This is a genomic window from Streptomyces sp. NPDC102462, assembly GCF_044765425.1.
Lineage (GTDB): Bacteria > Actinomycetota > Actinomycetes > Streptomycetales > Streptomycetaceae > Streptomyces.
In genome coordinates, this window is sequence record NZ_JBIWKB010000069.1 from 1 (window position 1) to 12,635 (window position 12,635).

At 73.2% G+C, this 12,635-nt stretch carries 12 protein-coding genes; 5 read left to right on the forward strand and 7 right to left on the reverse strand.

The features are described from left to right. Both ACIRFL_RS37295 and ACIRFL_RS37300 read right to left on the reverse strand, forming a co-directional pair. Window positions 1–745, reverse strand: a 745-nt coding sequence (locus tag ACIRFL_RS37295; RefSeq protein ID WP_358912066.1) for a cation:proton antiporter, incomplete at its 3' end; no start/stop codon positions are given. 6 nt (window positions 746–751) lie between these two features. Next, complete coding sequence (locus ACIRFL_RS37300) at window positions 752–1,222, reverse strand: cation:proton antiporter regulatory subunit (protein ID WP_404038070.1); 471 nt, start codon at window positions 1,220–1,222, stop codon at window positions 752–754. 155 nt (window positions 1,223–1,377) lie between these two features. On the opposite strand from ACIRFL_RS37300, the gene ACIRFL_RS37305 reads away from it, so the two are divergent. After that, window positions 1,378–1,794 carry a hypothetical protein gene (locus ACIRFL_RS37305; protein WP_404038073.1) on the forward strand — a complete coding sequence of 139 codons (417 nt, stop codon included), beginning with the start codon at window positions 1,378–1,380 and terminating at the stop codon, window positions 1,792–1,794. A 176-nt stretch (window positions 1,795–1,970) separates the two neighbouring features. Here ACIRFL_RS37305 and meaB read toward each other — a convergent pair whose 3' ends face one another. The 4 genes from meaB to ACIRFL_RS37325 form a co-directional block, all read right to left on the reverse strand. Next, window positions 1,971–2,981, reverse strand: a complete 1,011-nt coding sequence (gene meaB, locus ACIRFL_RS37310; protein ID WP_404038076.1) for a methylmalonyl Co-A mutase-associated GTPase MeaB — start codon at window positions 2,979–2,981, stop codon at window positions 1,971–1,973. A 6-nt stretch (window positions 2,982–2,987) separates the two neighbouring features. Further along, complete coding sequence (scpA, locus tag ACIRFL_RS37315; protein WP_404038079.1) at window positions 2,988–5,162, reverse strand: methylmalonyl-CoA mutase; 2,175 nt, start codon at window positions 5,160–5,162, stop codon at window positions 2,988–2,990. Beyond that, window positions 5,162–6,970 (reverse strand): methylmalonyl-CoA mutase subunit beta, encoded by a 1,809-nt coding sequence (locus ACIRFL_RS37320; protein WP_404038082.1) that lies wholly within the window; start codon window positions 6,968–6,970, stop codon window positions 5,162–5,164. Before ACIRFL_RS37320 ends, scpA begins: the two co-directional genes overlap by 1 nt. Before the next feature lie 143 nt (window positions 6,971–7,113). Beyond that, window positions 7,114–7,611 (reverse strand): MarR family winged helix-turn-helix transcriptional regulator, encoded by a 498-nt coding sequence (locus ACIRFL_RS37325; RefSeq protein ID WP_404038084.1) that lies wholly within the window; start codon window positions 7,609–7,611, stop codon window positions 7,114–7,116. A 114-nt stretch (window positions 7,612–7,725) separates the two neighbouring features. Here ACIRFL_RS37325 and ACIRFL_RS37330 point away from each other — a divergent pair, with 114 nt between their 5' ends. After that, a complete protein-coding gene (locus ACIRFL_RS37330) occupies window positions 7,726–8,241 on the forward strand; it encodes a YceI family protein (protein WP_404038087.1) in 516 nt (171 codons plus the stop codon). A 69-nt stretch (window positions 8,242–8,310) separates the two neighbouring features. On the opposite strand, the gene ACIRFL_RS37335 is transcribed toward ACIRFL_RS37330, so the two are convergent. Continuing rightward, the gene (locus ACIRFL_RS37335) at window positions 8,311–10,035 is read right to left on the reverse strand and encodes a hypothetical protein (protein ID WP_404038177.1); all 1,725 of its coding nucleotides are present in this window, start codon (window positions 10,033–10,035) and stop codon (window positions 8,311–8,313) included. A 220-nt stretch (window positions 10,036–10,255) separates the two neighbouring features. Here ACIRFL_RS37335 and ACIRFL_RS37340 point away from each other — a divergent pair, with 220 nt between their 5' ends. The 3 genes from ACIRFL_RS37340 to ACIRFL_RS37350 all read left to right on the forward strand — a co-directional run bounded on the left by ACIRFL_RS37340 (window position 10,256) and on the right by ACIRFL_RS37350 (window position 12,615). Then, window positions 10,256–10,675: a cell division protein SepF gene (locus ACIRFL_RS37340; RefSeq protein ID WP_404038090.1), complete on the forward strand. Its 420-nt coding sequence runs from the start codon at window positions 10,256–10,258 to the stop codon at window positions 10,673–10,675. Window positions 10,676–11,116: 441 nt separating this feature from the next. Continuing rightward, entirely contained in the window at window positions 11,117–12,232 is a 1,116-nt protein-coding gene (locus ACIRFL_RS37345; RefSeq protein WP_404038179.1) for an AAA family ATPase, read from the forward strand. Further along, on the forward strand, window positions 12,229–12,615 hold the full coding sequence (locus ACIRFL_RS37350; protein WP_404038093.1) for a nucleotide pyrophosphohydrolase: 387 nt from the start codon (window positions 12,229–12,231) through the stop codon (window positions 12,613–12,615). Before ACIRFL_RS37345 ends, ACIRFL_RS37350 begins: the two co-directional genes overlap by 4 nt. Window positions 12,616–12,635: the final 20 nt, after the last annotated feature.

Sequence of the window (12,635 nt, forward strand, 5' to 3'; positions counted from 1 at the left end):
TACCGACGAGGAACGCGCCGACCGCGGCGGAGACCTGGAGTTGCTGTGCGACCCCGGCGACCAGCAGGGTCAGCCCCAGCACCACAAGCAACAGCTTCTCTGGGTCGTCGCTGGAGACGAAGCGGGAGATGTGCCGCCCGTAGCGCACCGCGAGGAGCAGCACCAGCCCCGCGACCCCGAGGGCGATGGCCAGCGTGACGCTGCCCGCGGCCAGCCCGGTGCCGGCGAGCAGGGCGGTGAGGATCGGCAGGTAGACCGCCATAGAGAGGTCTTCGAGGACGAGGATGCTCAGGATCACCGGGGTCTCGCGGTTGCCGAGCCGCCCCAGGTCGCCGAGCACTTTGGCGATCACTCCGGACGAGGAGATCCAGGTCACCCCGGCGAGGACCACGGCGGCGACCGGGCCCCAGCCGAGCAGCAGCGCCATCACCGCGCCGGGCAGCGCGTTCAGCGCCGCGTCCACCAGACCGGCCGGGTACTGCGTCTTGAGGTTGGAGACCAGATCGCTCGCCGTGTACTCCAGGCCGAGCATGAGCAGCAGCAGGATCACACCGATCTCGGCACCGGTGGCGACGAACTCCTCACTGGCGTCCAGCGGCAGCAGCCCGCCCTCGCCGAAGGCCAGACCGGCGAGCAGGTACAGGGGGATCGGTGAGAACTGCAGCCGCCCGGCGAAACGGCCCAGCAGACCGAGGCCGAGCAGGACCGCGCCGAACTCGATCAGGAAGATCGCGGAGGAGTGCACAGACTGTCACTCCCGACCGAGGATCTCGGCTGCCGCGTCCACGCCCTCACGGGTGCCGATCACGATCATGGTGTCGCCGCCGGCCAGCCGGAAGTCCGGGCCGGGCGAGGGGATCGCCTCGGCCCGGCGCATCACGGCCACGATGGACACACCGGTCTCCGTGCGCATCCGGGTCTCGCCCAGCAGCCGCCCGTTCCAGTGGGACGTGGCGGACAGCTCGACCCGCTCGGCGACCAGGCCCAGCTCGGTCGTCGACAGCAGGCTCGGGCTGTGGTGCTTGGGCATCAGCGCGTCGATGAGCGCGTCCGCCTCACCGGAGGCCAGCCGGACCGACAGGGCGCAGGCGTCCGGGTCGTCCGCGCGGTAGGCGCTCAGCGTCCGGGAGCCGTCCCGGTGGGCCACCACCGACAGGCGCCGTTGCTCTCGTGTGGTCAGGTCGTAGCGCACTCCGATGCCCGGCAACGGCGTGCTGCTCATGCGTGCGGCGCCCACTGAGGCCCCCTGTCTGGTTTGACTGTTCCTTTGCAAAACGGTTGGTGACACTCTAACGAGCGTCCCGGAACCAGCCGACGGTGCCTGCTTGAGGCACCGCCCTGCGTCGGCACCGGGCAGGACCGGAAGGAAGCGTCAGCATGATCGAGTGGGTGTCATTCCGCTCAGGGGCCGTCCCCGTGCCCGAGCCCGTCGCGACGCCGCTGGTGTGGGCCGGGGCCGTCGGCGGCGCATCGGTACTCGTGGCGCTCCTCAACCACCTCGTGGGCCCGTACCGGCCCACGCTCGCGCTGACCGTGCTGTCCCTGCTGGCCGCGCTGCTCGGGCTGTGCGCCCGTTTCGTGGCGGCGCCCGGCACCGCGCTGCTGTGCTGGCTGCTCCTCAACGGCTTCGGGATTCCCCCGGCGGGCACGCTGTCCTGGGCCTCGCACCGTGACGGGTTCTGGCTCACGTGCCTGTTCGGCGCCACGCTCGTGGGCACGGTGCTTGCGCGTCTGGTCAATGCCCACGCCGCCTATCGGCGGCTGTCCACGGACGCTCCGCGGGTTGGGCCGTGATGCGTCGTCGGTCGGGTGCGGCTTCGTCGTGGCCAGTCGCGCAGTTCCCCGCGCCCCTTCGGGCGCTGGCCGCTGGGGGGCGATGTGGGGTTGGCGGCAAACGGCGTGGTGTGTAGTCGGTCGGGTGCGGGTGCGTCGTGGCTGGGCGCGCAGTTCCCCGCGCCCCTTTGGGGCGCTTAGTTCCCCGGGCTTATTTGGGGCGGTGGGGGGTCGGTGAAGGCGGTCAGGATGTGTTGGGCGGCCAGGGTCGCCGTCAACGAGCCGTCCCTGACGCGTTGTTCCAGCTCGGGGGCGATGGCGCGGACCGCCGGGTCGGCGTGCAGCCGGCCCAGCAGTTCGTCGCGGACCATGGACCAGGTCCAGCCGACCTGCTGGTCGCGCCGCTTCTCGGTGAGCCGGCCGGTGGACTCCAGCAGCGCACGGTGCTGTTCGAGCCGCTGCCACACCGTGTCGAGCCCGGTCGCCTCCCGCGCGCTGCAACTGAGCACGGGAGGCGTCCACGCCGCGTCCCTGCCGTGCATCAGCCGCAGCGCGCCCGCCAGTTCCCGCGCCGCCGCCCGGGCGTCACGCTCGTGCGGGCCGTCCGCCTTGTTCACGGCGATCACGTCGGCCAGCTCCAGGACGCCCTTCTTGATGCCCTGCAACTGGTCGCCGGTGCGGGCCAGGGTGAGCAGCAGGAACGAGTCGACCATGTCGGCGACCGCGGTCTCCGACTGGCCGACGCCGACGGTCTCCACGAGAACCACGTCGTAGCCCGCCGCCTCCATCACCACGATCGACTCGCGGGTCGCCCTGGCCACCCCGCCGAGCGTGCCCGCACTGGGGGAGGGCCGCACGAACGCCGCCGGGTCCACGGCCAGCCGCTCCATACGGGTCTTGTCCCCGAGGATGGAGCCGCCGGTGCGGGTCGAGGACGGGTCGACGGCGAGCACCGCCACCCGGTGCCCCAGCGAGGTCAGCAGCGTGCCGAACGCGTCGATGAACGTCGACTTGCCCACCCCCGGCACCCCGCTCACGCCGATCCGCCGGGCCCGGCCGCCGTGCGGAAGCAGCTCGGTGAGCAATTCCTGTGCCAGCGCGCGGTGGTGCGGCCGGGTGGACTCCACGAGGGTGATCGCGCGGGCCACGATCGCCCGCCGCCCGTCGAGCACACCCTTCACATATGTGTCGAGATCGATCGCCGCCATGGCGCCCTACAGTTCGTGGCCGAGGTCGGCCGACAGCCGCTTCACCAGGTCGTACGCCGCATCCGGGATCACCGTGCCGGGCGGGAACACGGCCGTGGCGCCCATCTCCAGCAGGGCCGGCACGTCCTGCGGCGGGATCACCCCGCCCACCACGACCATGATGTCCTCCCGGCCCTCCGCGGCCAGCCGCTCGCGCAGCGCCGGCACGAGGGTGAGGTGGCCGGCGGCGAGCGAGGACACCCCGACCACGTGCACGTCCGCCTCGACGGCCTGCCGGGCCACCTCGGCGGGGGTCTGGAACAGCGGGCCGACATCGACGTCGAACCCCAGGTCGGCGAAGGCGGTCGCGATCACCTTCTGGCCGCGGTCGTGGCCGTCCTGGCCCATCTTGGCGACCAGGATGCGCGGCCGGCGCCCCTCGGCCTCGGCGAAGGCGTCCACCAGGGCGCGGGTGCGGTCCACGGAGGGTGACTCGCCTGCTTCGTTGCGGTACACACCGGAGATCGTACGGATCTGGCCCGCGTGCCGGCCGTACACCTTCTCCAGGGCGTCGGAGATCTCGCCGACGGTGGCGTGGGCGCGGGCCGCGTGCACGGCCAGCTCCAGCAGGTTGCCGTCGCCGTCGGCGGCCCGGGTGAGCGCGTCCAGCGCGTCCCGGCAGGCGGTCTCGTCCCGCTCCGCGCGCAGCCTGCGCAGCTTCTCGATCTGCTGGGCGCGCACGGCGGAGTTGTCGACCTTCAGCACCTCGATCTGCTCGTCGCTGTCGACCCGGTACTTGTTGACGCCGATCACCGGCTGCCGTCCCGAGTCGATGCGGGCCTGGGTGCGGGCCGCCGCCTCCTCCACCCGCAGCTTGGGAATGCCGGCGTCGATGGCCCGCGCCATGCCGCCCGCACGCTCGACCTCCTCGATGTGCTGCCACGCCCTGCGGGCGAGGTCGTACGTCAGCCGCTCGACGTAGGCGCTGCCGCCCCACGGGTCGATGACCCGGGTGGTGCCGGACTCCTGCTGGATGAGCAGCTGGGTGTTGCGGGCGATGCGCGCGGAGAAGTCGGTGGGCAGCGCCAGCGCCTCGTCGAGCGCGTTGGTGTGCAGCGACTGGGTGTGGCCCTGGGTGGCCGCCATCGCCTCCACACAGGTGCGGATGACGTTGTTGAACACGTCCTGCGCGGTCAGCGACCAGCCCGAGGTCTGCGAATGCGTGCGCAGGGACAGCGACTTGGTGTTCTTCGGCTCGAAGCGCGACACCAGCTTGGCCCACAGCAGCCTGGCCGCCCGCAGCTTGGCGATCTCCATGAAGAAGTTCATGCCGATCGCCCAGAAGAACGACAGCCGGGGCGCGAACGCGTCCACGTCCAGGCCGGCCTCCCGGCCCGCGCGGAGGTACTCCACGCCGTCCGCGAGCGTGTACGCCAGCTCCAGGTCGGCCGTCGCGCCCGCCTCCTGGATGTGATAGCCGGAGATGGAGATCGAGTTGTAGCGGGGCATCCGCTGCGAGGTGAAGGCGAAGATGTCGGAGATGATCCGCATCGACGGCTTCGGCGGGTAGATGTACGTGTTGCGGACCATGAACTCCTTGAGGATGTCGTTCTGGATGGTCCCGGCCAGCTTCTCGGGCGGCACGCCCTGTTCCTCGGCCGCCACGATGTACAGCGCGAGCACCGGCAGCACGGCGCCGTTCATCGTCATCGACACGGTCATCCGGTCCAGCGGGATCCCGTCGAACAGCTGCCGCATGTCGTAGATCGAGTCGATGGCCACGCCCGCCATGCCGACGTCGCCGGTCACCCGCGGGTGGTCGCTGTCGTAACCCCGGTGCGTGGGCAGGTCGAAGGCGACCGACAGGCCCTTCTGGCCGGCCGCCAGATTGCGCCGGTAGAACGCGTTGGACTCCTCGGCGGTGGAGAAGCCCGCGTACTGGCGGATCGTCCAGGGCTGGTTGACGTACATCGTCGGGTACGGGCCGCGCAGATACGGCGCGATGCCCGGATACGTGTCCAGGAAGTCCAGGCCCTCCAGGTCACGGCCGGTGTACAGCGGCTTGACGCCGATGCCCTCGGGCGTCTCCCACAGCGGCTCCGCGCCCCCGGTGGCCCGCCGCACGGCCGTGCGCCACTCGGTGTCGCCGCCCGCCGGGGCGGGGCCGCCCAGGTCGATGCCGGAGAAGTCGGGGATTCCCATCAGGACACTCCCATGCGGTCGAGGGCCGCGGACAGGACGGCGACGGCGTCACAGCCCGCGAACACATACGAGTCGACGCCCGCGTACCCGGCGGGCCGACCCGCCAGGGACACGTGCCGGGCACCGGCCGCCCGCAGGTCCGCGGCGGCCCGCTCGGCCTGTTCCGCGTAGAGCGCGTCACTTGAGCACAGCACGGCCTCGCTGGCACCGCTGTCCGCGAAGCCGCCCTCGGTGACCGGTTCGACGCCGCCCGTCTGGAAGAGGTTGGCGGCGAACGCGGCGCGTGCGGTGTGCGCGGCGGCCGGGCCGATCGTGGCGAGGAAGATCCGCGGCCGGGCGCCGGTCGCCGCGAGATGGGCGTCGGAGCGGGCGCGCAGCGCCTCGAACGCCTCGTCGCGGCGGACCCGCGGCAACCCCCCGGACGGCGGCTCCGGTGCCGGTTCACGGGTCACGGGCTGCTCCGCCAGCTGCGGGAACTCGCTGACCCCTGTGATGGGTTCGCGCCGACTGGCGAGCCGCGCCGTGCGCTCCTGCCAGGTCTGCGCCAGGTCCGCGCGGATCCGGCCCGAGCGCAGCACGGCCGCCTGGCCGCCGGCCCGCTCGATCGACCGGAAGAACTCCCAGCCCGCCCGGGCGAGTTCGTCCGTCAGCCGCTCCACGTACCAGGAGCCGCCCGCCGGGTCGATCACCCGGGCCAGATGCGACTCCTCCACCAGGATCGTCGAGGTGTTGCGGGCGATGCGGCGGGCGAACGCGTCCGGCAGGCCCAGCGCGTGGTCGAAAGGCAGCACGGTCACCGCGTCGGCGCCGCCGACCCCCGCGGCCAGGGTCGCCACGGTCGCCCTGAGCATGTTCACCCACGGGTCGCGGCGGGTCACCATGACCGGCGACGTCACGGCGTGCTGGAGCTGCGCGCCCGCGTCGGGCGCCCCGCACACCTCGGCGACCCGCGCCCACAGCCGGCGCGCCGCGCGCAGCTTGGCCACGGTCAGGAACTGGTCGGCGGTGGCCGCGTACCGGAACTCCAGCTGGGCGCAGGACTGCTCGACGGTCAGCCCGGCCCCGGTCAGCTCGCGCAGATAGGCGACGCCGGTGGCGAGGGCGGCGCCGAGTTCCTGCGCGGCGGAGCCGCCGGCCTCGTGGTACGGCAGCGCGTCCACGGTCAGCGCCCGCAGCCCCGGGTACCCGTCGGCGCAGCGCTCGGCGAGCGCCGCGACCGGGGCGAAGTCCTGCCGGTCTCCGGTGCGGGCCTCGTAGCCGAGCGGGTCGGCGCCGAGGTTGCCGCGCGCCGCCTCGGGGGCGACGCCCCGCTGCGCGTACAGCCCCAGCAGCTCCCGGGCTGCGGCCTCGATATCCCGGCCCGCGTCCAGCACGACCGGCGCCAGGTCGAGGTGGACGCCGTCGAGCGCGCGGCGCAGGCCGGAGACCGGGATGCCGCCCGCGCCCACCAGCAGCCAGAGCGAGGTGGCGCCGTTCTCCAGATCGGTGAGGACCGCGCCGTCGGCGAGCGCCGCGTGCCGCTGCCGTACGTCCCAGCCGGCCACGGTGTTGCCCTCCGGGCGGCCGCCGCGCACGAACGGGGCGAAGCCGGGCAGACCGGGCTCGGGTGCGGTGTCGCGCGCGGTGTACAGGGGACGGGTGCGCAGCCCGTCCTCCAGCGTCGTGGACAGGGCGTCCTCCGCTGCCGCACCGGAGACTTCCTGGCCCGACTTGCGCAGCACACCCTCGACCAGGCGTTGCCACTGCTCGTGTGTCGCGTCAGGGAACTCGGCGGCCAGGGAGAGCCCGTCGTCAGGCAGGACCGTCATGCTCGGATGCTAGGCCAGCCCGCTCGCACGGCAGTGGAGCACGCGCTGTGACGTTTCCCTCTCCGGCCCTGTGACCTGTGCCTCCTCGGGGCTCCGCGCGGGCCGCTCCGGGCGCCTCTTGGGACGGGCCGCGCGTGGGACGGTCAGCGGGTGCCGTCCGCGAGTCCGGGCAGCAGGCCGAGCACGGCCGCGCGCTGGGCCGGCCCGACGAACTCCGCCAGCGCGTCCTTGACCGCCTCGGCGAGCAGTCCCGAAGACTCCCGCAGCAACCGCCGTGCCTTGTCGGTCAGGGTGACCTCCACGCCCCGCTTGTCGCCGCAGACGGCTCTGCGGGTGACCAGGCCCGGCCGCTGGAGGCAGGCGATCTGGTAGGTGAGCCGGGTCTTGGGACGGCCGAGCAGTTCGGCGATCCGGGTCATGCGCAGGCCGCCCTGCGGCTGTTCGGCCAGCAGGCACAGGATCAGGAACTCGTCGTGCGAGACGTCCAGGGTCTGTTTCACCACGGACCGCAGCCGCTGCTCCGCCGCCGCGGTCGCGGCCAGCAGCAGCATCCAGGCGCGCAACTCGCCGGGGAGCAGCCCTGTTCCCTCCGCGGAGGGGCATTCGGGCTGGTCGGCGGGGGGTTGGTGGTGGGCGGCCATGGAGGTGAGTCTACCTGTTGTCCAAATTTGGATCGTGGGCTAGCGTTGGCCCACAGCTCATCCAAATTTGAACCATCCACTCGAACCCGACCCGTCATTCGAAGGAGCACGACCATGACCGTCGCCGTGGAAACGGGTCTCTGGCAGGTCGACCCCGCCGCCTCCGCCGTCACCTTGCGGCACAAGACCTTCTGGGGCCTGGTCACCGTCAAGGGCACCTTCGCCGCGGTCGCCGGCCAGGGCGAGGTCCGGCCCGACGGCACCGCCACCGGCACCGTGACCCTGGGCGCCGCCTCCCTGGACACCAAGCACGCCAAGCGCGACGCCCATCTGCGCTCGGCCGACTTCCTCGACGCCGACAACCACCCGGAGATCACGTTCACGGTGGAGGGCGCCGAACTCCGCGACGGCGACACCGCGCAGGTCACCGGACGGCTGACGGTACGGGGCATCAGCCGGCCGCAGACGCTGACCGCGAGGCTCGTGCAGGCCGATGCCGACGCGCTCTCGCTGGAGGCCGAATTCACCGTGGACCGGGAGCAGTTCGGCCTCGGCTGGAACCAACTCGGCATGATCCGCGGCCTGACGACGATCACCACCACCCTCCGCTTCACCCACACCCCGTCCTGAACCGGCCGTTGGCCGGCGGTGTCGGTGCCGGTGGTCGCCGGGGCGGTGGCTGTTCGTGTGTGCCGGATGTCAGCCTGGGGTGCCTGAAGGGCGTAGGCGTACGTCCTGGCTCGACAGGGTTTGGGGGGTGGCCGTGAAGGCGCGTAGGCGGATTCGTGTGTGCGGGCCGGGGACGGTGAAGCGGCCCTTGGGCGGGCGGAGTTCCAGGGTCGCCGTGCCGTGGGCGGGAATGGTCGCCGGGCCGCGCACCAGGGACCAGTACCGGTTCATGCCCTGCCCCGTGGTGAGCGTGAAGTGCGGGGTGAGCGCGTCGCCCGCCGAGTTCGTCACCCGCAGGGTGAGCGCCGAGACCACGCCTGCCGAGGCGCTGCGCACCGAGGCGACCCGCATGCGCAGCGGCGGAGTGCCGGTCACTGCGAGGGCCGCGCTCAGCAGCGCCGGCAGGACCAGCAGCGCGCTCACGGCGGCCAGCGCCGGCCGGCGGCGCACCCCCGTCAGCGGCCGGGGCCGTGGCTGCCAGGCATGCTCGAACTCCGCGGGCGCCGCGGTCACCGCACCCGCCAGCCACAGCGGCGTCATCATCAGGTAGTAGCCGTCCTGGGAGCGGGTCGCCAGATAGAAGGCGCACCAGGGCAGCACGGTCGCCGCGGGACCCAGCCGCCGGACGAACAGCACGAACAGCGCGAGCAGCGCCGCCGCCAGGAACATGCTCGCGTGCGCGTACCAGTCGAGGCGGTCGCTGCCGTCGGTGAAGTACAGCGAGACGCCCACCAGGCCCTGCCCGTGCAGCACCGCGCCCTGCGTGAGCGGCAGCGCGATCCCCTCCAGCCAGGGGCCCGGCTGCCGCACCAGGAAGTACGTGTTGATCAGCAGCCAGCAGGTGGCCGCGACCCCGACCAGCCGCAGTACCAGCAGCCCCGCCGCCCGGCCGCCCAGCTCACCACGGCGCACGGCGTAGATGCCGGCCAGCAGGAACGGCGCGAGGAACCAAGGGAGTTGCTGGGCGGCGCAGGCCGCGCCCAGACAGGCGGCCCGGGCGATCCCGGCCGTACCCAGCCGCCCGCCCCGCCCGATCCGCGGCCAGCGCACCACCACCGGCACCAGCAGGGCCAGCCCGATGATCGCCGGGTAGCCGAGCCGCGCGTACGTCGGCAGGAAGCCGAAGCCCAGGCAGGCCATGGTCGCCGCCGACCGCCACGGCGCGGGCAGCATCCGCCACAGCGTGACCGCGCCCACCACGAGGGCTCCGGTGCTCACCGCCGTGGCGGGCGCGCCGCCATGGCCCAGCCACAGCAGCGGCGCGGTCAGCAGCGGTGCCAGCGGCGGATAGCCGTACGTCAGGTCGTAGCCGCCGCTGGTCGTGGGTGTCAGGGCCACGCCCTTCCCGGTGAACAGCCAGGGCCAGGGCTGCCCGTAGACGGGGTGCCCGGTGGCGAGTTCCCGGGCGGCCTGGGTGGTGAGGACCGCCTCGTCGCCGCCGCTGTGGTTCAGCGCCCAGGTGCACAGGACCAGCGTGACCGCCGTCACCAGCACCACCAGGTCGAGCCGGGCCAGCGAACGGGTCCGGCGGGCCGTCAGGGCCAGCACCCCGGTGACCAGGACGGCCGCGTAACACACGGAGATGACGGCCGCGAGGACCATGCGGTGCGTGGCCGCCTGCGTCCACACCGAGCGGGTGCCGATGAACAGGCTCACATCGGCCAGCAGGGTGAGGACGCGGTGCCACTGCGCGGGAGTATCGGGTTTCTCCCAGGCGGCGGACACCACCGACTGCGTCCGCCGCCCGGGTGCCACCTGCTGTGTTTCTGCCAAGTGCACGGCATGGGACCGTAGTCGCGGTCGGTGAGCGGGGCGTCACGGGAGGCGAAGAGTCCGGTGTGAGGGCGGTAAGAACCGGGCGTATGCGTACACGTGCCCGAAGATCCACCGGGGGCGGGATGGCCGGAGTCGGTCGCGCTTCGTGTCGCTGTTGGGCCGAACGGGTGACTTGGCGTAAGAATTGGCCGGTGAAGGCATGGACTGCGAGTCAGATCGGGGGGAGCCGGTGAGCCGTTACGACGCCACCGATGAACAGTGGGAAGGGCTCGCCCAGGTCGTGCCGCTGCGGGGCCGGGACGCCTGGCCGTCCGCGGTGGACCACCGGGCGCTGCCCGAGGCGGAGACCGAGACCCGCCGCCGGTTCGTGGTCCTGCGGATCAACGTGTTCGCGGACGCCCGCGAGGTCGCCGAGACCGTGATGGCCGGCATCCCCGTCCTGCTCGACCTCAGCAGCGCCGAGACCGACGTCGCCAAGCGCGTCCTCGACTTCAGTACCGGCGTGGTCTTCGGACTGGGCAGCGGGATGCACCGCGTCGACCGCAATGTGTTCCTGCTCACCCCGCCCGGCATCGAGGTCAGCGGACTCATGGCGGGCGCCGGCGTCTCCGGCGGCTGAGCCCGGTCCCCCGATCGTAGGAAGGTGCCGCGGACGGAACGGTTCGCCCGGGCACCGGAGTCCTAGGGTCCGGGCATGGCCGAGCCCTGCGCGTCCACCGCGCCCGCCCCGCACCCCACGAACCCCCGAACCGGCCCGCTGCTGCCGCCGGGTTCCCACGGCCCCTCGGATTCCGGCACGGCGCAGGGTGCCCCCGCGTCGTCGGGTTCCCGCGCGCCGTCGGGCGCCCCCACGCCTCCGGGCTCCCGCGGGCCCTCGGATTCGGGTACGGCGCCGGGTGCGCGCCCGCCCTCGGGTTCCCGTGCGTCGTCGGGTGCCCCAGCAGCCCCGGGTTCCCGCGCATCCTCGGTTTCCGGTACGGCGCCGGGTGCGCGCCCGCCCTCGGGTTCCCGTGCGTCGTCGGGTCGTCCCGCGCGGCCCGAGGGGGCGGTCCGGCCGGGGCTGACCGAACTGCGGTTGTCCGCGTTCGCCGGCCACCGCCGTGCCGGGTTCCAGCTGGGGCCGCTCACCCTCCTCGCAGGACCCAGCGGGAGCGGCAAGACGACCGCGCTGCGGGCGTACGAGGCGCTGGCCCGGCTCGCCGGCGGCGCCCCGCTCGCGGACGTCTTCCCTGACCCGGCCGCCTGCGTGCCCGAGCGGGCAAGACCCGACGCCCAGCGCCGCCGCGGCTTCCGCATCGGATGCACCGCGGACGGCCCCGAGGGCCCGGTCCGGCTGGACGTCGCCGTCCAGGCGGAGCCCGAACTGCGCATCGTGGGCGAGCGGTTGACGGCCGGCGGGCGGACACTCCTGGAGACCGCGCTGCGCGACCCCGCGCGGCACGCCGTACAGGCCGCCTGGCACACGGCGGGCACGGCCCCCGTCACCCGCGCCCCGCTCCCCGACGACCGCCTCGGCACCGCGCTGCTGCCGCTGCGCGTGGCCGGCAAGACCGACGGACAGCGGCAGGTGCTCGCCGCCGCGGAGCAGACCGTGGTCGCCCTGCGCTCCGTCTTCGCCTGTGATCCGCGGCCCGACCGGATGCGCGGGCCCGTCCCGCTGGGCTCCGGGCGGCTGCTGCCCGGCTGCGACAACCTCGCCGACGTCCTGTGGCGCACCCGGTCGGAGTGCGGGCGCCGGTACGCGCAACTCGTCGCCGCGGTGCGTGAGGGCTGCCGCGGCCGCGTGACCGACCTGCTCGCCGAGCCGCTGGGCGACGGCACCGTACGGGCGCTGCTCGACCGGGGCGACGGCGTCCGCACCGACGTCGGCCGGCTCGGCGACGGCGAACTGCGCTATCTGGCACTGGCTTTGGTGCTGCTCACCGGGCCGGGCGTGCTCGACGTCGACGCGCCGGGCGAGGTGCCCGACGCGATGCGCGGCCTCACCGTCCTCGCCGACGGCCTCGACCGGGCCCTGGACGGGCGCCAGCGCGGCGGGCTGCTGCGGCTCGCCGCGCGGATGTGCGCGCTCGGGCACATCCGGTTCGTCGGGGCGGTGAGCGACGCCTCATGGGCCGCAGGGACGGACGGGGTCACGGTGGTGGACCTGGACCCGGTGGTACACCTGGAACCGTGACGGAACACCTGGACGTGGCCACACTGCAGCGCCGCCTGGCCGAGTTCGCGGCCGCCCGGAACTGGCAGCCCTACCACACCCCCAAGAACCTGGCGACCGCCCTCAGTGTGGAAGCATCCGAACTGGTCGAGATCTTCCAGTGGTTGACGCCCGAGGAGTCGTCCCGCGTCATGGCCGACCCGGACTCGGCGCACCGGGTCACGGACGAGATCGCCGATGTCCTCGCCTATCTGCTCCAACTGTGCGAAGTACTGGGCGTCGACCCGCTGTCCGCGCTGGACGCGAAGATCGACCGGAACGAGCGGAGGTTCCCGGTGCCGGGGGCCGGCGCCGGGGACGGAACGCAGGGCGGGCCGGGGGACGGCGGGGGCGCGGGCACGTAACCTTACGCTCCGCTTTCACT

What these genes read in the sequence shown, in the direction of transcription:
- ACIRFL_RS37300 (WP_404038070.1), bottom strand. Translation starts at nt 1,222, where the DNA reads ATGAGCAGCACGCCGTTGCCGGGCATCGGAGTGCGCTACGACCTGACC.
- ACIRFL_RS37305 (WP_404038073.1), top strand. Translation starts at nt 1,378, where the DNA reads ATGATCGAGTGGGTGTCATTCCGCTCAGGGGCCGTCCCCGTGCCCGAG.
- meaB (WP_404038076.1), bottom strand. Translation starts at nt 2,981, where the DNA reads ATGGCGGCGATCGATCTCGACACATATGTGAAGGGTGTGCTCGACGGG.
- scpA (WP_404038079.1), bottom strand. Translation starts at nt 5,162, where the DNA reads ATGGGAATCCCCGACTTCTCCGGCATCGACCTGGGCGGCCCCGCCCCG.
- ACIRFL_RS37320 (WP_404038082.1), bottom strand. Translation starts at nt 6,970, where the DNA reads ATGACGGTCCTGCCTGACGACGGGCTCTCCCTGGCCGCCGAGTTCCCT.
- ACIRFL_RS37325 (WP_404038084.1), bottom strand. Translation starts at nt 7,611, where the DNA reads ATGGCCGCCCACCACCAACCCCCCGCCGACCAGCCCGAATGCCCCTCC.
- ACIRFL_RS37330 (WP_404038087.1), top strand. Translation starts at nt 7,726, where the DNA reads ATGACCGTCGCCGTGGAAACGGGTCTCTGGCAGGTCGACCCCGCCGCC.
- ACIRFL_RS37340 (WP_404038090.1), top strand. Translation starts at nt 10,256, where the DNA reads ATGGACTGCGAGTCAGATCGGGGGGAGCCGGTGAGCCGTTACGACGCC.